Origin of the sequence: Aminobacter sp. BA135, assembly GCF_050859125.1 — a bacterium.
GTDB classification, from domain to species: domain Bacteria; phylum Pseudomonadota; class Alphaproteobacteria; order Rhizobiales; family Rhizobiaceae; genus Aminobacter; species Aminobacter ciceronei.
In genome coordinates this window covers 1,221,427-1,242,765 of the sequence record NZ_CP139572.1, presented here as the reverse complement: position 1 = coordinate 1,242,765, position 21,339 = coordinate 1,221,427, and the positions used below count along the sequence as shown (strand labels likewise).

Sequence of the window (21,339 nt, the reverse complement as noted above, 5' to 3'; positions counted from 1 at the left end):
GACGCCATGACTGGAAACGGCACGGCGGAGGAGAACAAGCCGATCAACGTGGCGCTCCAGGGTGGAGGTTCGCACGGAGCCTTCTCCTGGGGCGTGCTCGATCGCCTGCTGGAGGACGGCCGGCTCGACATCAGGGCCATCTCCGGCACCAGCGCCGGCGCGATGAACGCGGTGGCGTTGGCCGACGGCTGGGTCCGCGGCGGTGCCGAGGGTGCACGCGCCAAGCTCGCTGGTTTCTGGCAGGCAGTCGCACGAAAGGGACGCTTCAGCCCGGTGCAGCGTTCGCCATGGGACGTGCTGTGGGGCAATTGGTCGATCGAGAACACCCCCGGCTACATCTGGTTCGACACCATGTCGCGGGTGCTGTCGCCCTATGTCGCCAATCCCCTGAACCTCAACCCGCTGCGAGACGTCGTCGCCGAGGAGATCGACTTCGCCAATGTCCGCGCCTGCAAGGATATCGACCTGTTCATCTCGGCGACCAATGTCGAGACCGGACAGTTGCGTGTGTTCAGCGACGGCGAGATCGACCTCGACACGGTGATGGCCTCGGCCTGTCTGCCGCAGATCTTCCAGGCCGTCGATATCAATGGCGTGCCCTATTGGGACGGCGGCTATGGCGGCAATCCAGCGATCTATCCGTTCTTCAAGGCCAATGAAACGGACGACGTCCTGCTCGTCCAGATCAACCCCGTCATCCGCGAACAGACGCCGAAGACGGCCAACGAAATCCAGAACCGCATCGACGAGATCACCTTCAATGCCGGACTGCTGCGCGAATTCCGCGCCATCGCCTTCATCAAGGAGCTGATCGCCGCAGGCCGCCTGCCCCATGGTGAGTTCCGCGACATCCGCATGCACCGCATCGACGCCGACGAGGCGTTCAAGGATCTTTCAGCGTCGTCGAAGGTAAATGCCGAGTGGGCGTTCCTCGAATACTTGCGCGACCTTGGCCGCACGGCGGCCAGCGACTGGCTCGAGGACAACTTTGATTCGGTGGGCACGAAGGCCACGCTCGACCTATCCGGGCAACTCGACGACGGCTTCAAGCCGCTGCATGGCCCCTCGGTCGGGCGCCGCGTCCGCGAGTTTCTGGCCACCAGAACCAAGCCAGCTGCCGTTCGCCAGCACAACTAACCCGCGAAAATCCGTCATTGGGGACAAGCAACCACGGCGTGCTGACAGCTCCTGCCAGTTTTGTCAGGATGATGTTTCCATTCTTTTTTATCACTATTTTGTAATCTTCATTTGATGTAGAAGACGCCCTTCCGCCGCTTTGCCCCCGCGGCGGATTGAATGCGGTATTGCGCGCCACCATATCGGGGCGACGCGCCAGGCAAGATGGCGGTAGCCGCAACCGTCCTTAACGGATAACGACAATGTCGAAGATTAGGTTCCATAAGCTTGCAGCCTTGGTCGTGCTCGTGGCATTCGCCGCGTGGATGGGCACTGGCGAATTCTCTTCGGTGGGCAGCGCTCAGACCAAACCCGACGAAAAACCTGCCCAGGCCGCAGAACAACCAAAGGCACCGCTGCGCACTGTCATGGTTGTCGCGCCGCCACGCGTCGAACACGCCCGCGCCATCCGCATTTCCGGCCAGACCGAAGCAGAAAAGCGCGCAACGCTTGCCACTCGTGCGGCCGGCATCATTGCCGAACTGCCGGTCAAGCAGGGCGACCACATCAAGCAGGGTGACCTGATCCTGATGCTCGACGCCGAAGAGAAGGCCGCAGCCGTCGAAACGGCCAAGGCGGTGCTGTCGCAGCGCAAAGCCGAATGGGAAGCAGCGCAGAAGCTTACCAAGGCAGGCTCTGCAGCCAAGCTGACCGGCGACATTGCATGGTCCAACTACCAAACCGCACAGTCGCAGCTCCAGGCATCCGAAGCCGAGCTGTCGCGCAACCAGGTCAAGGCTCCGTTCAACGGCGTCGTCGATCGTGTTTCTGTGGAGCTCGGCTCCTCGGTCGCGCAAGGCGGCGAGGTTGCCACCATCCTGAGTCTCGATCCGATCCTCGCCAAGGGCGAGATCAGCGAGCGCGACCTGCGCTACGTCAAGATCGGCGATGAGGCCGATGTCAGCCTGATCAACGGCGAAGTGGTCAAGGGCAAGGTTCGCTATATCAGCCGCGACGCCACGGCCAAGACCCGCACCTTCCCGATCGAGATCGCGGTCCCCAACAAGGACAATGCCATCCCGGCCGGCATGACTGCTGAAATCACCGTGCGCGCCAACCCGACCGACGCGGTGGTGTTGCCCCGTTCGGTGGTGACGCTCGGCCAGAACGGCGACCTCGGCATCCGCGCCATCGACGCGGCGTCGAAGGTGGTCTTCTTCCCGATCGACCTGGTCGACGACACCCAGAAGGGTCTCGTCCTCGGTGGCATCCCAGCTGATGCGAAGGTCATCATCGCCGGCCAGGATCTGGTCAAGGAAGGCGACGAAGTGCAGGCCCAGGTCGCCGACGAGGCGGCCCTCAAGAAACTCGCTGAAAGCGCAGCCGGGACGCAGTAAAAATGGATATCGTCAGCCTTGCGATCCGCAATGCGCGACTGACCCTTTCGGTCTTGCTCTTCCTGGTCATCGCGGGGGCGCTTGCCTACCGCGCCGTGCCCAAGGAAGCCGAGCCGGACGTCGCCATTCCGATCATGTATGTCAGCCTGGTGTACAACGGCATTTCGCCTGAAGACGCCGAACGACTGTTGCTGCGCCCCGTCGAATCTCAGCTCAAGAGCCTGAAGGGGCTCAAGGAGATGAAGTCGAACGCCTATCAGGGTGGCGCCAACGTCATTGTCGAATTCGATCCGTCGGTCGATTTGGGCGACGCGTTGATCGACACGCGCAACAAGGTGCAGGACGCCAAGCGCGACCTCCCCGCGGGCGTCGAAGAACCGACAGTCAACGAGGTGAATCTGTCCGAATTCCCGGTCGTGTTCATCACGCTGTCCGGCGACATTCCGGAACGCGCTCTGACCGCCGCCGCCAAGGACCTGCGCGACCGCATCGAAGAGGTGCCCGGCGTGCTCGAGGCCGAGATCCAGGGGTCTCGCGACGAGCTCGTCGAGGCGATCGTCGATCCGGTAAAGCTGTCTTCCTATGGCCTGCAGCTCGACCAGCTCATCCAGGGCGTCGGCGCATCGAACAGTCTCGTCGCCGCCGGTACCATCGAGGGAGCGGAAGGCAAATACGCGGTAAAGGTGCCGTCGCTGATCGAAACACCGGAGGACGTCGCGAACCTGCCTGTCGTGGCCGGCCCGAACGCCGTCGTCCGGGTTCGCGACGTCGCCACCGTGCGTTCGACCTTCAAGGACGCCGAGACGATCGCCCGCATCGACGGCAGGCCGGCGATCACGCTGGCGGTCAAGAAGCGCATCGGCGCCAATGTCGTCGAGACCATCGAAGGCTCGAAGAAGATTGCCGAAGAGTTCGTGGCAAAGAGCAAGCAGGCGCTGCCCGACCTGCAGGTGACCTACACCCAGGACAAGTCGGTTTTCGTCAACCAGCTGCTGAACGACCTGCAGAACCACGTGATGATTGCCGTCATCCTGGTCTTCATCGTCATTCTCTATGCGCTTTCGGGGCGGGCCTCGATGCTGATCGGACTGGCGATCCCATCTTCGTTCCTGATCGGCATCCTGCTGCTTGCCTTGATGGGCTACACGATCAACATGATCGTGCTGTTCTCGCTCATTCTGGCGGTTGGCATGCTTGTCGACGATGCGATCATCGTCACCGAATATGCCGAGCGCCGCATGTCGGAAGGCATGCCAAAGGCGCAGGCGTTCGAGGAAGCCGCCAAACGCATGGCCGGACCGGTCATCGCGGCGACCCTGACCCGTATCGCGGCGTTTTCGCCGCTGCTGTTCTGGCCAGGCATCGTCGGCGACTTCATGAAGTATCTGCCGATCACGCTGATCGTCACGCTCGCCGCCTCGATGGCCTATGCGTTGATTTTTGCCCCGGCGATAGGCGCCATCATCGGCAAGGCGCCGCTTCATGGCGAGGAAGAAAACCGCGACGGCCTCTACATGGCGATCGTCAAGAAGGCCGTGGCCTTCCCGATCACCGCCATCGTCCTGACGCTGATGCTGCTGGGCGGCGGCCTCTATTCCTACGTCAAGTTCGGCAATGGCGTGGAGTTCTTCCCGTCGGTCGAGCCAGACTACGGCCTGCTTTACGTCCACGCCCGCGGCAACCTCTCGCTTGAGGAAATGGATGCCGCAACACGTATCGCCGAACAGCGCATCATCGGCTGGCCCGGCATCAAGTCGGTACTGACCAAGGTCGGCAAGACACGCGGCGGCGAGGATGTTCCGGAAGACGTCGTCGGTGTCATCAACTATGAGTTCATCGACTGGCGCGAGCGCGAATCCGCGCACAAGATCCTCGAAGACCTGCGTGTCGCGATGGCCGGCATTCCGGGCGTCGATGTCGAGGTGCGCGTTCCGGACGCCGGCCCGCCAACCGGCAAGGCCATTCAGGTCCAGCTCTCGGCGACCGACCCGACGGGGCTCAACGACTATGCCAAGCTGGTGGCCGCGACCGTGGCCAAGGTTCCCGGCGTCATCGACCTTTCCGATGGCCTGCCGCCCCCCGGGGTCGACTGGGCGCTCGAAGTCGATCGCTCCAAGGCCGCGCAGTTCGGCATCAGCCCGACCTCTGTCGGAACGGTGGTTCAGCTCGTGACCACGGGCCTGAAACTGACCGACTACCGGCCCGCGGGCACGGACGACGCCGTCGACATCAGGCTGCGTCTGCCGGAGGACCGACGCACACTGTCGGCGCTCGACGAGCTGCGCATCGAAACGGCACAAGGGTCTGTGCCTATCTCCAACTTCGTCTCACGCAAGCCGGAGCCGACCGCTGGCGTGCTGAAACGTATCGACAGCAAGCGCACCATCACCATCCAGGCCAATGTGGCAGGCGGCTTCCAGGTCGCCGAAGTACAGGCTGCGGTCGCCAAGGCCGTTGGTGAGATTGCCAAGCCGGGCGTCGACTGGAAGCTCGCCGGGTCGAACGAAGACAGCGCGGAGGCAGCTGCCTTCCTCAGCAATGCGTTCGGCGCCGCGATATTCCTGATCTTCATCGTGCTTCTGGCGCAGTTCAACAAGTTCACCAGCGTGCTCTTGGTGTTGTCCTGCGTCGTCATGGCGGTGATCGGTGCGCTGCTCGGCATGTTGCTGACCGGTCAGACCTTCGTCATCGTCATGTCGGGCATCGGCTTCATCGCACTGGCCGGCGTGGTGGTGAACAACAACATCGTGCTGATCGACACCTATGATCGGCTGCGCGATGAAGGTTGGAACAAGCTCGACGCGGTGCTGCAGACCTGCCGCGAACGCGCGCGGCCCGTGGTACTGACCGCACTGTCGGCCATCCTTGGCGTCATGCCGATCGCCTTCGGTCTCGGCCTGGAGATATTCCACCACGAGACGACGATCAACGCCCCGTCGACGCAGTGGTGGATCGCGCTCTCCTCGGCGATCGTCTTCGGCCTGTCGTTCGCCACCGTGCTGACACTGGTGGTGACGCCGGCGATGCTGATGGTGTTCACCCGCGAGAAGCGCAAGCCCGGCCAGCGTGGCTGGTTCAGCAAGCTTCTCCACCGGAAGGACAAGGTCGAGGCTAGCGCCACCCCGGCGCCTGGCCCCGACGAACCTGCTGTCGCCTTCCCCAAGGCAGCGGAATAGACAGACCAAACAAGACCCCATGAAAGGCCGCCCAGGAACAACCGGGCGGCCTTTTGCGTTGCTGCCTCGATGAACCCCAAGAATCCGAGGCATGAACAATGACGATTTCAACGCTGCTCATCATCATCCTGATCCTGATCCTGCTCGGCGCGGTGCCGGCCTGGCCGCACTCGCGCGGATGGGGATATGGCCCATCGGGCATCGTCGGCATCCTGCTCGTGGTGCTCTTGGTGTTGATGCTGATGGGGCGGATCTGACCGTCGGCGGACCAGCCGGCTAAGGCGACTGGAGCAAGCCTGCGCAGGTCGCCAGTCCCTTGCGGTAATCGTGCCGGGCCGGGATTTCGGGGACGACCGCCCCGGTCCGCAACGCATGCTGGACATCGGTGACATAAGCATTGAAGTCGGACGACGCCTCAAGGCAGACGCCGTACTTTCTGTAGGGGTTGTCGGCCCCGCCCACATCCATGGCCTTCAAAGCCCAGGCCTTCTCCCGCTTCGAGCTTGGCACATAGACGAGCCTCTCGATGTCGGCGGCGGTCTGGGCGGCGTCGTCCACCTTCTCGATCAGACTTTCAAGCACGGCCGACCGGGCGGAGATCGTGTCGTGTAGGTCCCGGCTGTCGGAGAGCGCGTCGGCCACGGCCGGCGCCGCTCCAAGCTGCGCTGCGAGCAACAAGGCGATACAGGTCAACGCGCTCATTCAACGCCCTCCACACGGCAACTATCTCATGCACAGTCACTGGCTGGAAGCTGAAAAGGCTTCAGGCGGCCGACTTGAGTCTGGAAGGGAGCAAGTCAAGATCGTCGAGCGCGCCCTTCACCGCCTCATCCAGCGGCGTGTGCGGGATCTCGCCGATGGCGGCTCCCAGCCGCATCGAGACGAGGCGATGCGGTTCGAAGCGCAGATAGGACATCGATACGATCGCCTTCCACATCGGCACGAACGGGCTGCCGGCGCGCAGCACCCACCATGGCATGCTGGCGAGCTTGAGCTTGCGGCCTGTCACACGCCCCATTGCCGCCTTGATCTCCAGGTCGGTCAGGGAGTGGCCTGGGAGATTGAAGCTTTCATAGGCGCCGAGATACTCTCGCCTGTCGGCCAGCACCACAAACGTCCTGGCGAGATCGGGCAGATAGGCCCAGGCATGAACGAGATCCACGGGGCCAGGCGCGGTGTAGACGCCCTTGGCCAGCTTGGAGGCGATGATCAGGTCGAACCAGGAGCCCGTGCCCTTGCCGCCGAAGAAGTCGCCGGCCCTGAGCAACACAGTACGAACCCGGCCGGCATCGGCCTCGTGCCGGTACAGCTCTTCTTGCTCTGCGCGGATGCGGCCCTTGTCGGTCGTCGGTCGCTGCGGCGTGTCCTCTGATATGACGGCAGGGATCGGCGAGCCGAAGTTGTAGACGGTACCGGCAACCATGTGCAGCGCGCCATTGGCGTGGCAGGCAGCCATGACGTTTTCGGCCATCGGCAGCACCGAGCTCCAGTCGGTGTAGACGGGACTCAGGCCGTTGAAGACGATGTCCATGCCACGTGTGGCAGCGACAAGCGACTGCCGGTCGAGCGCGTCGGCGGCGAACGCTTCGGCGCCAACAAGCTCAGCCGGCAGCGTGCCGTCGCGGGTGATGGCCCTCACCTCGTATCCCGCGTCGAGAAAGGCCTTGGCGACGGCGCGGCCAAGCCGGCCGCGGGCACCCAATATTGCGATCTTGGTCATGTCGGTCACTCCTGTTGTGACCGCAATGTCGTTCATTCATTTCGGGAAATAAATTGACTGGAAATGGCAAATTGATATTCATTCCTGTATAGATGCCTGAGCTCGACTGGAACCTCATCCAAAGCTTCGTCGCGGTTGCCGAAACCGGCAGCCTGTCGGCCGCGGCGCGCAAACTGGGCTCCAGCCAGCCGACCCTGGGTCGCCATATCGCCGAGCTCGAGCACGTACTCGACGTCACGCTGTTTCGGCGTGGCCGCCAGGGTTATGTGCTGACCGAGGCCGGTAGCCTGCTGTTCGAGCGGGGCCGTGCGGTCAGCGAACAGGCAACATCATTCGCGCGGCTCGCTTTGGGCGCGGTGGAAGCGATCGAAGGCACGGTCCGGATCGCGGCGAGCGAGATGGTTGCCGCCCATGTCCTGCCTGTGATGCTGGCGCGTCTCGGAATGGAAGAGCCGGGCATCGAGGTCGAGGTCGTCGCGTCCAACCAGGTCGAGAATCTTCTACGCCGCGACGCCGACATCGCGATCCGCATGGTGCAGCCGGCCCAGAACGAGCTGGTGGCCCGCAAGGTCACCGACATCGCGCTACGGATGTGCGCTGCTACAACCTATCTCGACCGCCGTGGCCGGCTGGGGCATCCGGAGGATCTGCAGCAGCATGACCTGATCGGGTTCGACCGCAACGACGAGATGATCCGCGGCCTCGAACGCTTCTACCCCGGGATGACGCGGCATGCCTTCCGCTTCCGCTCCGACAACCACATCGTGCTCTGGGAGGCCGTACGGGCCGGCAACGGCGTGGGTATCGGCCAGCTGCCGCTGATCCGCCGCGAGTCGGGGCTGGAGGTCGTCCTGCCTGACCTGCCGCTGCCTGTGCTGCCGGTCTGGCTCGCCATGCATCGCGACGTGCGCGCAAGCGTACGTATCCGTCACGTCGTCGACTTCCTGCATGAAGAGCTGAAGCGTTATTCCGCCGGCGCCGTTTGAGCCACGGCCCTGAAGTCGGCATGGCGGGCGAGCCCGGCCATGACGGATACCACGACCAGCAGGCCGGACAAGGTGACGAAAACAGGCGCAAAGCCCGTATGGCCGGCGACGAAGCCGATCGCAGACGGCGCCACCAGTATGCCTGAATACCCCATCGTGGTGACCACGCTCATGCCGATGTTCGGCACCACGCCGGGCTGGTTTCCGGCGGCGGAGAAGGCGATCGGCACCATGTTGGCGACGCCCAGCCCGCACATGGCGAAGGCGGCGATGGCGATCCAGGGATTGGGCGCAAGGCCTGCAGCCAGCATGCCGGCAGCGGCGACCAGTGCCGAGACGCGCAGGGTGTTGACCGCGCCGAAGCGGTTGCGGACACCATCACCCAGGAACCGCATCAGTGCCATGATTCCGGAGAAGGCGGCAAAGGCGAAACCGGCGGTAGCGATGTCGGCGCCAAGTTCCTGCTTGAGGTAGAGCGCCGCCCAGTCGAGCACCGCACCTTCCGGGATCATCGAAAACAGCGCCATGACACCGACGAAATAAATGGCCGCCAGGCGCGGCATGCGGAAATGCCGGTGCTCATGCGCCACCGGCTTGTCCTCGATCAGATAGCGCAGGGCAAAGGCGGTCATGGCCGCTGCAACGAGCGTGACGAACAAGGCATGCGGCAGATGCCCGAACTGCTGGATGATGGTGCCGCCAAGCCCGCCACCGACGAAGCCGCCGAGGCTCCAGAAGCCGTGCGACGAGGACATGATGGCGCGCGACAGCCGCTTTTCCACCGTAACAGCATTGGCGTTCATGGCGACATCCATGGCGCCCGCCGTGGCGCCGAAGATGTACATCGTCACCGCAGTCAGCCAGACATTGGGCGCCAAGGCTACCAGCAGCAGTGCAAAGACCAGAATCCAGGCGAAGCCGATGACAACAGGGCGTGAGCCGCGCTTGGTCATCAGGTAACCGGAGAACGGCATCGCCGTCAGCGCGCCGATGCCGAAACCAAGGATCAACAGGCCGAGCACGAACTCGCTGATGCCGAGCCGGGTGACCAGCAACGGAATCTGCGGCGCCCAGCTTCCGGTCATGAAGCCGTTCATGAAAAATGCTGCTGCGACAGCCCATCGGGCCGAAGCGTTGGCGGGTGTCGGGGTGGCGTCTTTGATGCTCATCGAGCGCGACTCCTAACATAGCTGCCTGGCAGCTGAAATCGATTTCAACCTGCCGTGATCGTCGGATTCAAAAAGTGACCGCCAAGCTCGACAGGCCCCGGTGTCGCCACCGCATTTCAAGGCGAATGCTGATTTTTAAATCGATTTAGAAGCCAGTCAAGTCAGCTTTCACGGCAAACATTGGGCCAGGACGGTAACAAAGGTTAACGATTGCCCGAATTCCGTCGAATAGCTGGGCTAGCAGGGAAGCCTGGAAACTGCGGCGGGACGGGCAACACACTCCACGTTCGCAATCGTTTCGATACGTTGCATGCCAAATCGGGTTGGGGGTCGGCTTCGGCATGTCGCCGGGCTGTACCAGTGTGGAGTCTTGTACCATGAATACCCCCGCCTTCCGGCTTGCCGGGATAGCAAGCGGCCTCGCCGCCCGTCTGCCCCGGCTGCATCTGTCGAAGCTCGAAATCGGCTTGCTTGGCGCAGCTGCGGCGCTGGCGATCGCCATCGTCGCATTCGGGCTCACCGGCAGCGATGAGCCGGACCCGATAGAAACCGCAGCCGTCCTGCCCCCGCGCCTCGAAACCAAGATCCCCGGCACGGAAATCCCCGCCGAGACAGCCAAGCCGATCGCATCGGCCACCGGTCAGACAGCAGCCGCTCCGGTTCCGGCAGTGCCGGCGCCAACACAGGCCCCGCTCCTGTCAGCCCTGGCCTCGGCACCCGCAACCAGCCATTTCGAAAAGCCCCGGGCGACGGCAGCTGCCGGCCCCGACGAGCGAGGCGAGACGGCCACAACGCCATTGACTACGGCCGCCGACCAGGCGCCCGATCCAGCGCCGACCACGGCCATTCCAACGGAAGGGTTGCGCGGTTCGATCGACGTCCAGGTGGCGGAAACGGAAACCGAAGTGGCGATGATCGAGCAGCAGACCGGCATGATCGACGGCGAGACCGGTAATGTTGCCCAGGCGACGACCGGCCCGCTGCCGGAGTTGCGCCCGGCAAAGGTGGTGAAATACGCCAATTTGCGTGACGGACCTGCCGACGAGGCCAAGGTGATCGTCGTCGTTCCGGCCAATGCCGAGATCGAGGCCGAGGTCGACTGCAACTGGTGCACGGTCGTCTACAAGGGCCAGCGCGGCTACATGTACAAGAACCTGATCCGCCGCACCGTGGCGGAAGAAGCAAAGGCAGGTCAGGGGCTGTTCTGAGCCCCCGACCCTGACCGCGATCAGCCGTAGACGACCAAAAGGTCCTTGGCGTCTATCTGGTCGCCGGCACGCACCAGCACCTCGGCAATGGTGCCGTCGCGTTCGGCATGCAGTGCCGTTTCCATCTTCATGGCTTCGATCGACAAGAGCACGTCGCCGGCCTTGATCGGCTGGCCGGCTGAGACGGCGAGCGTCGAGACGACGCCCGGCATCGGCGCACCGACATGGGCGTCGTTGCCGGCCTCGGCCTTGCGCCGTGCCTTGGAAGCGGAGGCGCCGTGGGCACGATCCGGCACCTTGACGCGGCGTGGCTGGCCGTTGAGCTCGAAGAACACCGTCACCATGCCCTTCTCGTCGACGTCGCCGACGGCGAGGCAGCGGATGACCAGCGTCTTGCCCTTTTCGATGTCGACGAAGACCTCGTCCTCCGGCTCCATGCCGTAGAAATAGACCGGCGTCGGCAGCACGCTGACCGGGCCGTAATTGTCCTGCGCCCCGACGAAGTCGGTGAACACCTTCGGATACATCAGCCATGAGGCGAACTCGTCCTCGGACAGCTTGCGCCCGAGCTTGGTCTCGATCTCCTTGCGATTGGCCTTGAGATCGGCCGGCTTGAGCAGCGAGCCTGGACGCGCGGTGATCGGCGTCTCACCCTTCAGCACCTTCTTCTGCAGCGCTGCCGGCCAACCGCCCGGCGACTGGCCAAGATCGCCGCGCAGCATCGACACCACCGAGTCCGGGAAGGCGATGTCCTTGGCCGGGTTCTCGACGTCGGCGACCGTCAGCTCTTGGCTGACCATCATCAGTGCCATGTCGCCGACGACCTTGGACGACGGCGTCACCTTGACGATGTCGCCGAACATCAGGTTGACGTCGTGATAAGCCTGCGCCACCTCGTGCCAGCGGGTCTCGAGGCCGAGCGAGCGGGCCTGTTCCTTCAGGTTGGTGAACTGGCCACCCGGCATCTCATGCAGATAGACCTCCGAAGCGGGTCCCTTCAGGTCGCTCTCGAAGGCGGCATACTGGTTGCGCACGGCTTCCCAGTAGAACGAGATGCGGCGGATCCATTCGGGCGCCAGGCCCGGGTCGCGATCCGAACCGCGCAGTGCCTCGACGATCGAGCCCAGGCACGGCTGCGAGGTGTTGCCGGAGAAGGCATCCATGGCCGCGTCGATGGCATCGACGCCGCTTTCGACCGCCGCCAGCACGGTTGCCGCCGACAGGCCCGACGTGTCGTGGGTGTGGAAATGGATCGGCAGGTCGGTGGCCTCACGCAGCGCCTTGAACAGCACGCGCGCCGCAGCCGGCTTGAGCAGGCCCGCCATGTCCTTGACGGCGATGATGTGCGCGCCGGCCGCTTCCAGCTCCTTGGCGAGGCCGACATAATACTTCAGGTCGTACTTCGCCCTGTTCGGGTCGAGGATGTCACCGGTGTAGCAGATCGCCGCTTCGCAGAGCTTGCCCTCGGCACCGACCGCATCCATCGACACGCGCATGTTGTCGACCCAGTTGAGGCAGTCGAAGACGCGGAACAGGTCGACGCCGCCTGATGCGGCCTGGCGAACGAAATGCTGGACGACGTTGTCGGGATAGTTGGTATAGCCGACGCCGTTGGCGCCGCGCAGCAGCATCTGCAGCAGGATGTTGGGCGCCGCCTGACGGACTTTCGATAGCCGTTCCCACGGGTCTTCGGTCAGGAAGCGCATGGCGACGTCGAAGGTGGCACCGCCCCAGCATTCGAGCGACAGCAGCTGCGGCAGCGCGCGCGCATAGGTACCGGCAATCTTGGCGATGTCATGGGTGCGCACGCGCGTCGCCAGAAGCGACTGGTGGCCGTCACGCATCGTCGTGTCGGTGATCAGTACCTGCTTCTGCGCCCGCATCCAGGCCGCGAACTTTTCCGGGCCAAGCTGGTCGAGCATCTGCCTGGTGCCGTCGGGGATCGGGCCGGTGAACCACGGCACGACCGGTGCTGCGGCCTCTGGATTGGGCGCGGCGCGGCCACGCGTCTCCGGGTGGCCGTTGACGGTGACGTCGGCGAGGTAATTGAGCAGCTTGGTGGCGCGGTCCTGGCGCTTGACCTGCGCGAACAGCTCGGGCGTCGAGTCGATGAACCTGGTGGTGTAGGAGTTATCGCGGAACGACGGGTGCGTGATGATCGCTTCGAGGAAGGTCAGGTTGGTCGCCACGCCGCGGATGCGGAACTCGCGCAGCGCCCGATGCATACGCGCGATCGCCTCGACCGGGTTCGGCGCCCAGGCGGTCACCTTTTCCAGCAGCGGATCGTAAAAGCGGGTGATGACCGCACCCGAATAGGCCGTGCCGCCGTCGAGGCGGATGCCGAAGCCGGTGGCGCCGCGATAGGCGGTGATGCGGCCATAGTCGGGAATAAAATTCTGCTCCGGGTCCTCGGTCGTGATGCGGCACTGCAAGGCATGGCCGTTGAGGCGGATGTCTGCCTGGACAGGCACGCCCGATTCCGGCGTGCCTATGGCGAAGCCGTCGAGGATGTGGATCTGCGCCTTGACGATGTCGATGCCGGTCACCTGCTCGGTGACGGTATGTTCGACCTGAATGCGCGGATTGACCTCGATGAAGTAGAACTTGCCGGTGTCGGCATCCTGCAGGAACTCGACAGTGCCCGCGCCGATATAGGCGGTGTCGCGGGCGAGCTTGAGGGCATAACCGCACAGCTCCTGGCGCAGCTCCTCGCTGAGGTAAGGTGCTGGTGCGCGCTCGACGACCTTCTGGTTGCGGCGCTGGATCGAGCAGTCGCGCTCGAACAGATGCACGGCGTTGCCATGCGTATCGCCAAGGATCTGCACCTCGACGTGGCGGGCGCGTTCGATCAGCTTCTCGAGATAAACCTCGTCCTTGCCGAACGCTGCCTTGGCCTCGCGCTTGCCTTCCGTCACCTCGCGGATGAGGTCAGCTTCGCTGCGGATGGCGCGCATGCCACGACCGCCGCCACCCCATGAGGCCTTGAGCATGACGGGATAGCCAACCTCGGCGGCGAGCCTCTTCACCTCGTCCATGTCGTCGGGCAGAGGGTCGGTCGCCGGGATCACCGGCACGCCGACTTCAATGGCAAGGTTGCGCGCCGCCACCTTGTTGCCAAGCCGGCGCATGGTCTCGGGCTTCGGCCCGATGAAGGTGATGCCATTGGCAGCACAGGCGTCGGCGAATTCGGGGCTCTCCGACAACAGGCCATAGCCGGGATGGATGGCATCGGCACCCGACAGCCGGGCGACGCGGATGATCTCCTCGATCGACAGGTAGCTTTCGATCGGCCCCATGTCCTTGCTGAGGTGGGGACCGCGGCCGACCTGGTAGCTTTCGTCGGCCTTGAAGCGATGCAGCGAATATTTGTCCTCTTCGGCCCAGATCGCCACGGTTTTGAGCCCCAGCTCATTGGCCGCGCGGAAGACGCGGATGGCGATTTCGGATCGGTTGGCGACGAGGATCTTGCTGATCGGCACGAATACGCTCCAGGGAACCGGATATTTAAGAGGCGGCGCATGATTAGCGGGAAAATGCTGCGGTGCAACCGAAAACACACATTGCTAAATCGATTTAATTTCCGTTGGGTCAGACCGGCATTTTTCCACGGCACAAAAAAATGCCCGGCGCAAAGCGCCGGGCATTTCTCATCAGCTGATGGGGCTGAAATTACTTCTGCGGCTTGTAGGTGTACTTGCCGTCGTCGCCCTTCACCCATTCATACATGATGTAGCCGGGCAGCTTCGGGTCGCCCTTCTCATCGAAGCCCATGTCGCCGAGCACGGTCGGGAAGGTGTTCGCCTTCATTGCCTTCGCCACTTCCTGCGGATCGACCGAACCGGCCTTCTTGGCAGCTTCGGCAATGACCTGCATCGCTGCGTAGGAGTAGAGGGTATAGGCTTCGGGGTTGAAGCCGGCGGCACGGAACTTTTCGACCAGCGCGTTGTTGGTCGGGTTCAGCGTCGGATCGGGACCGAAGGTGTTGAGGGTACCGGCAACCGCGTCACCGGCGATCGAGGCGAGTTCGTTCGAGACGATGCCATCGCCCGAAACCAGCTTTGCCTGGAGGCCCTGGTCAGCCGTCTGGCGGATGATCAGGCCGGCTTCGGTGTGCAGGCCACCCCAATAGATGATGGTGACGCCGGCTTCCTTCATCTTGCCGATCAGTGCCGAGAAATCCTTGTCGCCGATGTTGACGCCTTCGTACATGACCTCGGTCAGGCCGGCAGCGTTCATCGCCTTCTTGGTTTCGTCAGCCAGACCCTGACCATAGGGGGTCTTGTCGTGGATCACCGCGATCTTGGCGTCCTTGAACTTCTCAGCCAGATATGCACCGGCGATGGCGCCCTGCTGGTCGTCACGGCCGCAGGTGCGGAAGGTGTTCCACAGGCCGCGCTCGGTGAACTGCGGGTTAGTCGCAGCCGGGGTGATTTCGAGGATGCCGTTCTCGGCGTAGACTTCCGAAGCCGGGATAGAGACGCCCGAGTTGAAGTGGCCGACCACGAACTTGACGCCGTCAGCGACGAACTTATTGGCGACCGAGATGCCCTGCTTCGGATCGGAAACGTCGTCGCCGACAACCAGCTTGATCTGCTCGCCGTTGATGCCGCCCGCGGCGTTGATGTCGGCCACCGCCTGCTCGGCGCCCTTCTGGAGCTGCGCTCCGAAGGCTGCGTTCGGGCCGGTGATCGGGCCAGCGACGCCAACAATGATATCGGCCCATGCGCTGCCGCTGAACGCCACAAGCGCGGTCAGTGCAACAGCCGACAAAAGTGACTTTTTCATTGAAACACTCCCATTAGTTGAGTGGGCGTGGATGTTCTTTCATGCGATGCCCACCCATATCGCAGAAAGGCGAGTTTGCCGATTTTCCGGCAGTTGTCACGCCGATTCATTGGCGAATCGGCGCGTTAGAACCCCCTCAAGACTTGGCGCGCCAAGAAAGCGGCGAGGCCTTTTCATAGAGCCAGTGATATTGCTTCACCATCTGATTGGTGCGGGTGTATTTGTAACCAAGCGTTGCAAAAACCAGCAATATGACGGTGTCGACGATATAGTATTGCAGCGAGAACATGGTGCCCTCGAACAGCGCGTGGTGGATAAAGCGGACACCCAGCCCAAGCCCCAGAATGTAGAGCACTAGCTGCGGATAGCTGCGCCAGGTCTGGGCGCAGGCGCGTCCCGTCATCCAGGCAGCCCATCCGCCCAGCAGGCAGCTGACGAACAGGAACTGCCAGATCGAGGCTTCCTCGTAGAGAATGCCGTGCATGATGGTGTCTCCTAGTGGCGGCCGCCTTCGAGATAGGCTGCGCGGACCTCGGGATTTGCGAGCAGGTCCTTGCCGGTGCCGCTCATCGTGACCAAGCCATTGACCATGACGTAGCCACGGGTGGCGAGCTTGAGCGCACCGAAGGCGTTCTGCTCGACAAGGAACACGGTCAGCCCTTGGGTGCGGTTGAGCTCGCGGATGGCGTCGAAGATCTGCTTCACGATCAGCGGCGCCAGACCGAGCGAAGGCTCGTCGAGCAGCAGCAGCTTGGGTCGAGCCATCAGCGCGCGGCCGATGGACAGCATCTGCTGCTCTCCGCCGGACAGCGTGCCGCCGCGCTGGCCGATGCGCTCCTTGAGACGTGGAAACAGCGTGAACACCTTCTCGACGTCCTCATCATAGTATTTGAGGTTGTCGAGGCTTGCGCCCATCTGCAGATTTTCCATCACCGTCATGCGCGGGAAGATGCGCCGGCCCTCGGGCGATTGCGCAATGCGCAACCTCGCGATCTCGTGCGTCGGCATGTCGGTGATGTCGGTTCCGGCGAAGGTGATGGTGCCGCGGCGCGCCCTTGGTGTGCCGAAAATGGTCATCATCAGCGTCGACTTGCCAGCGCCGTTAGCACCGATCAGCGCGACGATCTCGCCTTCATTGACAGCGACATCGACGCCGCTGAGGGCGCGGATGTTGCCGTAGTAGGTCTCGACACCTTTGATGTCGAGCAAGGTCTTAGCCGCCGTCACTTGCCACCTCCGCGCTTGGCTTTCGCCGGCTTGGCCGCTTCACGCGCCAGCGCCTTGGCCTGCCCCACCCAGTCTTCCCGTTCGATGCGGCCGTCAAAGGCGAGATAGGCCTCGGCCGCCGCGATGTCCGACTTCTTCCACGCCGCCACCTGGTCGAAATGGAAGATACCGTGCTCGTTGAGCTTCTTTTCGTTGACCGGCCCGATGCCCTTGATCGCGATGAGCCGGTCGGCAACGCCGCCACGCGGAGCGGCAAGCACGTTGGAGATGGTCTTCGGAGCTGAGGGCTTCGCGGCGGCAGGTTTGGACACCGCCGGCTTGGCGGCAGTCGGTTTGGGCGTTGACGCCGCAGGTTTGGCGGCCGGCTTGGCCGCAGCCGTTGATGACGGTTTTGCTGGCGTCTTCGTTTCGGCTTTGGCGACCGCTGGCTTGGCAGCCGGGGCAGGCTTGGCGCTGCCCTTTGGTGCCGGCGTGGCCGTGACTGCAGACTTTACGACCTTTGCTGTCTTGGCAGCCGGTTTCGCCGGCGGCGTCGCCGTGCCGGTCGGCTTCGCAGCGGTCGTGGCTTTGGCAACCGGCTTGGCCGATACAGCGGCTGGCTTGGCTGCCGGAGCAGCCTTCGCCGGGGCCTTGGTCGTTGTCTTGGCAGCAGCCTTCGGCGCATCCCCCCTGGCGACTTGCTTTGCAGGTGCCGGCGCTGCCTTGGCCGCGGGCTTGACCGCCTCTTTCACGACCGCAGGCCTGCTTGCCCTGGCCGCAGGCTTCGTCTCAGCCTTTGCCGCTAGCTTGGCAGGAACAGCAGCGGATGCCTTGCCGGCTGCCGCCTTGGGCGCAGGCTTGACCGGCGCAGACATCAACCCCGCGGCTGGTGCAGCCGCAGGCTTGGCCTTCGGCGCCTTTCCGGCGGGAGCCATCTGGCTTGCAGGCGCGGCGGCTGCCCTTGCAGCCTGCGCTTCAACCTGACTGGCTTTCGATGCGCCCTTGGAGACCGAGACGACTTCGCCATGACCATCGCTGTGGCCAATGGTGTCGCTCACCGGTCCGGCCATCATCGACGAAGACGAACCAGGTCCATGGGCCGGATCCGGCATGCCTTCGAGCTCTTCGATGACCTGCTCGTCGCCAACCTCGACCAGAACGTTGGAAACCTCTTCGTCATCGACGCCGAGATAGGCGGCAATGACCTTCGGATCCGTCCTGACCGACATCGGGTCGCCATCGGAAATCTTGCGGCCGTATTCCAGCACCACGACGTGGTCGGAAATCTGCATGACCACCGACATGTCGTGCTCGATGAGCAGGATCGACGTGCCGGTGTTGTCCTTGATGTCGTTGAGCAACGTATTGAGCGCCAGCGACTCTTTAGGGTTTAGGCCGGCCGCCGGTTCGTCGAGGCAAAGCAGCTCGGGCCCGGTACACATGGCGCGCGCAATCTCGAGGCGGCGTTGTGCGCCATAGGGAAGATCGCCCGCCGGATCGTCGGCACGGTCGAGCAGTTCGGCCTTTTCGAGCCAATGCTTGGCAAGCTCGACTGATTCAGCCGACGCCCTGCGGTAGCCGCCAAGGCCGACCAGACCCATGACGGTAAACCCGGAGGCCTTCATCAGCTTGTTGTGCTGGGCAACCAGAAGATTCTCGAGCAGCGTCATGCCCGAAAACAGCCGGATGTTCTGGAAGGTACGCGCGACCTTGGCCTTGGCCGTGATCTGGAAGTCCGGCATGCGCTCGAGCAGGAATTCCCCGCCTTCGCGGCCGTTGAACCGGATCATGCCCTCGGTCGGCTTGTAGAAGCCCGTAATGCAGTTGAAGACCGTGGTCTTGCCGGCACCGTTCGGGCCGATAAGCGCGGTGATTTCCCCGCGCTTGGCCTCAAAGGACAGGTCGCCGATGGCGACAAGGCCACCGAATTTCATCGACAGATGCTCGACCTGCAGGATCGGCTTGCTCATGGATGCGCTCGCGTTCATCAGCCGTGTCCTTCCTTGGTGAAGGAACTGGAGACAGCTTTTCGTTCATGCAGGAAGGCGGTGGGTTCGCGGCTGCCGACGAAACCTCGCGGCTTCCACAGCATCACGATGACCATCGCCATGCCAAACAGCAGCATGCGGTAAAGCTCAGGCGTGAAGTCCGGCCCGAAGACGTGCTTGAGGAACTCCATCTCGCGCAGGATCTCGGTGCCGCCGATCATCACCGCAGCCGCGACCGCGATGCCGACCAGCGACCCCATGCCGCCGAGCACCACGATAGCCAGGATGATCGCCGATTCCAGGAAGACGAAGGATTCAGGCGACACGAAGCCCTGGCGCGCGGCGAAGAACGAGCCGGCGAAACCGCCGAACATAGCGCCTGTCGCAAAGGCGGTGAGCTTGGTGGTGGTGGTGTTGATGCCGAGCGAACGGCAGGCGATCTCGTCCTCGCGCAGCGCTTCCCAGGCGCGGCCGACCGGCATGCGGCGCAGGCGGATGGTGACGAAGGCAGTCAGCAGCGCCAGGCCAAGGATGAGGTAGTAGAGGAAGATCTTGTAGTAGGCGCCGGACTGGGCAATGCCGAGCACCTTGGCGATGTAGTTGGGATCGGAGACGTTGAACGACATCAGCCCGAAGAAGCTGACCTTCGGGATGCCGGAGATGCCGGCAGCACCGTTGGTGACTTCGCGCCAGTTGATCAGCACGAGGCGGATGATCTCACCGAAGGCGAGCGTGACGATCGCCAGATAGTCGCCTCGAAGCCGCAGCACCGGGAAACCGAGGATGACGCCCCAGAAGGCGGCCATGATGCCGGCCACCGGCAGCAGGATCCAGAACGACCAGCCGAGCTGTGTTGCCAAAAGCGCGTAGGCATAGGCGCCGACGGCGTAGAAGGCGACGTAGCCAAGATCGAGCAGCCCGGCGAGACCGACGACGATGTTCAGGCCCCAGGCCAGCATGACGTAGATCAGGATCTGGATGCCGAAATTGTCGACCCACTTGAGCGAACCCTGGAAGCCGCCAGCCATCGACCCCGTCAAGAGCGCGAGGATCAGAACGACAACGATTGGATAGGCGATCAGGACGCCGACGCCGAGGGCCGAAAAGTGGTTATGGATGAAGGCGCGGAAGTAGAACAGCACCGAGGCCAGCGCATAGATGATCGCCAGCGCGCGGAAGAAGCGCAGGTAACCAGCCAGGCCGGAACCGAAAATCCCGTCAAGCGAGCCGGCGAACAACAGAAGCACCGCCGCGACGACCAGCGCCCCAATGAAGTAGGGCAAGCGGAAGAACCGCGTCGCCACACTGTCTGGCAGCAGCCCGCTGGCGACATCGACGATCTTCTGTCGCGCCATGAATGGCTGCGCATAGGCGACGTAGAGGAAGCGGCCGAGCATGACCAGACCAACGACGATGGTAAGCAGGCCCCAGCGCGGAACGAGGACCAGTTCGTTGCTGATGTTCTGGTCGGTCTTGAGGCCGATGAAGAGGAAGAAAAGGCCAAACGCGATGATACCCGCATAGAAGGCCTCGCGAAGGCCGTGCTGCAATGGGCTGGCGGTCTCTTCGCGTGAAGCTTGGGCGATATTGGCCATGTTGTCAGACCTTCTCGACTTCGGGCCGGCCAAGGATGCCGGAGGGCAGGAAGATGAGCACGATGGCGAGGATCGAGAACGCTGCAACGTCCTTGTAGTCGATCGAGAAGTAGGCCGACCACATGCTTTCGATGAAACCGATCATCAGGCCGCCAATGACAGCTCCCGGCAACGAGCCGATGCCGCCAAGCACCGCCGCCGTGAAGGCTTTGACCCCGGGCACGAAACCGTCGGAGAAGGCAACGACACCGTAATACATGAGGAACAGCGTACCGGCGACGGCGGCAAGGGCTGCACCCATGATGAAGGTGATGGAGATGGTGCGGTCGACGTCGATGCCGAGCAAAGCTGCCATCTTGCGGTCCTGCTCGCAGGCGCGCTGGGCGCGGCCGAGCGAGGTCTTGTTGACGAGGTACCAGAACAAAGCGAGCAGCAGGGCGGTGACCACGACGATGATGATCTGCTTCAGCGAAATCGAGATGCCGCCGATATTGTAGACCTGGCTGACCATTGGCGGGATCGGCTTGTTGCGCGGACCCTGGGTGACCTGAACGAAGTTGGACAGCGCGATCGACATGCCGATGGCGGTAATCAGCGGCGCCAGGCGGAACGATCCGCGCAGCGGCCGGTAGGCCACTTTTTCGATCGTCCAGTTGTAGAGGCTGGTCAGGAGCATCGCCACGACCATCATGATCAGCAGGGCGATGACGACCGGCACCGAATAAAACATGGCGCCCAGGATCAGGAACACGATCAGAGCGGTAAACGCCCCAAGCATGAAGATGTCGCCATGGGCGAAATTGATCATGCCGATGATGCCGTAGACCATCGTATAGCCGATCGCGATCAGGCCATAGATGGACCCCAGCGTCAGCCCATTGACCAGCTGCTGGACGAAATATTGCATATGGATGCGGCTCCCCTGGAATGTCGCGCGATGCACGCATTCCTTTTGATATTTCCCCTAGTCCTAAAGTTTCGAGCCTGGATTGC

The 21,339-nt window shown here is 63.1% G+C and carries 15 protein-coding genes and 2 pseudogenes; 6 read left to right on the top strand and 11 right to left on the bottom strand.

Features of this window, described 5'->3' with window-relative positions:
- Nucleotides 1–6: 6 nt before the first annotated feature.
- The 4 genes from SLT36_RS06050 (at nt 7) to SLT36_RS06035 (ending at nt 5,946) form a co-directional block, all read left to right on the top strand.
- The gene (locus SLT36_RS06050; protein ID WP_432286312.1) at nt 7–1,137 is read left to right on the top strand and encodes a patatin-like phospholipase family protein; all 1,131 of its coding nucleotides are present in this window, start codon (nt 7–9) and stop codon (nt 1,135–1,137) included.
- Between the two features lie 242 nt (nt 1,138–1,379).
- Nucleotides 1,380–2,513 (top strand): efflux RND transporter periplasmic adaptor subunit, encoded by a 1,134-nt coding sequence (locus SLT36_RS06045; protein WP_432286311.1) that lies wholly within the window; start codon nt 1,380–1,382, stop codon nt 2,511–2,513.
- A 2-nt stretch (nt 2,514–2,515) separates the two neighbouring features.
- Nucleotides 2,516–5,689, top strand: a complete 3,174-nt coding sequence (locus tag SLT36_RS06040) for an efflux RND transporter permease subunit (protein WP_432286310.1) — start codon at nt 2,516–2,518, stop codon at nt 5,687–5,689.
- 98 nt (nt 5,690–5,787) lie between these two features.
- Entirely contained in the window at nt 5,788–5,946 is a 159-nt protein-coding gene (locus SLT36_RS06035) for a DUF3309 family protein (RefSeq protein WP_083948446.1), read from the top strand.
- Nucleotides 5,947–5,965: 19 nt separating this feature from the next.
- On the opposite strand, the gene SLT36_RS06030 is transcribed toward SLT36_RS06035, so the two are convergent.
- Together SLT36_RS06030 and SLT36_RS06025 are read right to left on the bottom strand one after the other, a co-directional pair.
- Nucleotides 5,966–6,391 carry a hypothetical protein gene (locus SLT36_RS06030; protein WP_432286309.1) on the bottom strand — a complete coding sequence of 142 codons (426 nt, stop codon included), beginning with the start codon at nt 6,389–6,391 and terminating at the stop codon, nt 5,966–5,968.
- 61 nt (nt 6,392–6,452) lie between these two features.
- Nucleotides 6,453–7,409, bottom strand: coding sequence for an NAD-dependent epimerase/dehydratase family protein (locus tag SLT36_RS06025; RefSeq protein WP_432286308.1), 957 nt, complete (start codon nt 7,407–7,409; stop codon nt 6,453–6,455).
- Nucleotides 7,410–7,501: 92 nt separating this feature from the next.
- Here SLT36_RS06025 and SLT36_RS06020 point away from each other — a divergent pair, with 92 nt between their 5' ends.
- Nucleotides 7,502–8,395, top strand: coding sequence for a LysR family transcriptional regulator (locus SLT36_RS06020; RefSeq protein ID WP_432286307.1), 894 nt, complete (start codon nt 7,502–7,504; stop codon nt 8,393–8,395).
- On the opposite strand, the gene SLT36_RS06015 is transcribed toward SLT36_RS06020, so the two are convergent.
- The gene (locus SLT36_RS06015) at nt 8,374–9,564 is read right to left on the bottom strand and encodes an MFS transporter (protein WP_432286306.1); all 1,191 of its coding nucleotides are present in this window, start codon (nt 9,562–9,564) and stop codon (nt 8,374–8,376) included. The two genes, SLT36_RS06020 and SLT36_RS06015, sit on opposite strands and share 22 nt — an antisense overlap.
- Nucleotides 9,565–9,941: 377 nt before the next feature.
- Here SLT36_RS06015 and SLT36_RS06010 point away from each other — a divergent pair, with 377 nt between their 5' ends.
- The gene (locus tag SLT36_RS06010; RefSeq protein WP_432286305.1) at nt 9,942–10,772 is read left to right on the top strand and encodes an SH3 domain-containing protein; all 831 of its coding nucleotides are present in this window, start codon (nt 9,942–9,944) and stop codon (nt 10,770–10,772) included.
- 20 nt (nt 10,773–10,792) lie between these two features.
- Here SLT36_RS06010 and pyc read toward each other — a convergent pair whose 3' ends face one another.
- The 8 genes and pseudogenes from pyc to SLT36_RS05970 all read right to left on the bottom strand — a co-directional run bounded on the left by pyc (nt 10,793) and on the right by SLT36_RS05970 (nt 21,253).
- Nucleotides 10,793–14,251, bottom strand: coding sequence for a pyruvate carboxylase (pyc, locus tag SLT36_RS06005; RefSeq protein ID WP_432286304.1), 3,459 nt, complete (start codon nt 14,249–14,251; stop codon nt 10,793–10,795).
- 190 nt (nt 14,252–14,441) lie between these two features.
- A complete protein-coding gene (locus SLT36_RS06000) occupies nt 14,442–15,557 on the bottom strand; it encodes a branched-chain amino acid ABC transporter substrate-binding protein (RefSeq protein ID WP_432286303.1) in 1,116 nt (371 codons plus the stop codon).
- Nucleotides 15,558–15,693: 136 nt separating this feature from the next.
- Entirely contained in the window at nt 15,694–16,041 is a 348-nt protein-coding gene (locus SLT36_RS05995; RefSeq protein WP_432286302.1) for a DUF6867 family protein, read from the bottom strand.
- Nucleotides 16,042–16,052: 11 nt separating this feature from the next.
- Nucleotides 16,053–16,784, bottom strand: coding sequence for an ABC transporter ATP-binding protein (locus tag SLT36_RS05990; RefSeq protein WP_115730384.1), 732 nt, complete (start codon nt 16,782–16,784; stop codon nt 16,053–16,055).
- Nucleotides 16,781–17,035, bottom strand: a pseudogene (locus SLT36_RS05985) (ATP-binding cassette domain-containing protein); the annotation flags it as partial. The gene SLT36_RS05990 and the pseudogene SLT36_RS05985, both read right to left, overlap by 4 nt.
- Before the next feature lie 849 nt (nt 17,036–17,884).
- A pseudogene (locus tag SLT36_RS05980) lies at nt 17,885–18,751 on the bottom strand (ABC transporter ATP-binding protein); the annotation flags it as partial.
- Nucleotides 18,751–20,346, bottom strand: coding sequence for a high-affinity branched-chain amino acid ABC transporter permease LivM (gene livM / locus SLT36_RS05975; RefSeq protein ID WP_067956637.1), 1,596 nt, complete (start codon nt 20,344–20,346; stop codon nt 18,751–18,753). The gene livM and the pseudogene SLT36_RS05980, both read right to left, overlap by 1 nt.
- A gap of 4 nt (nt 20,347–20,350) precedes the next feature.
- Nucleotides 20,351–21,253: a branched-chain amino acid ABC transporter permease gene (locus SLT36_RS05970; RefSeq protein ID WP_432286301.1), complete on the bottom strand. Its 903-nt coding sequence runs from the start codon at nt 21,251–21,253 to the stop codon at nt 20,351–20,353.
- Between the last annotated feature and the right edge of the window lie 86 nt (nt 21,254–21,339).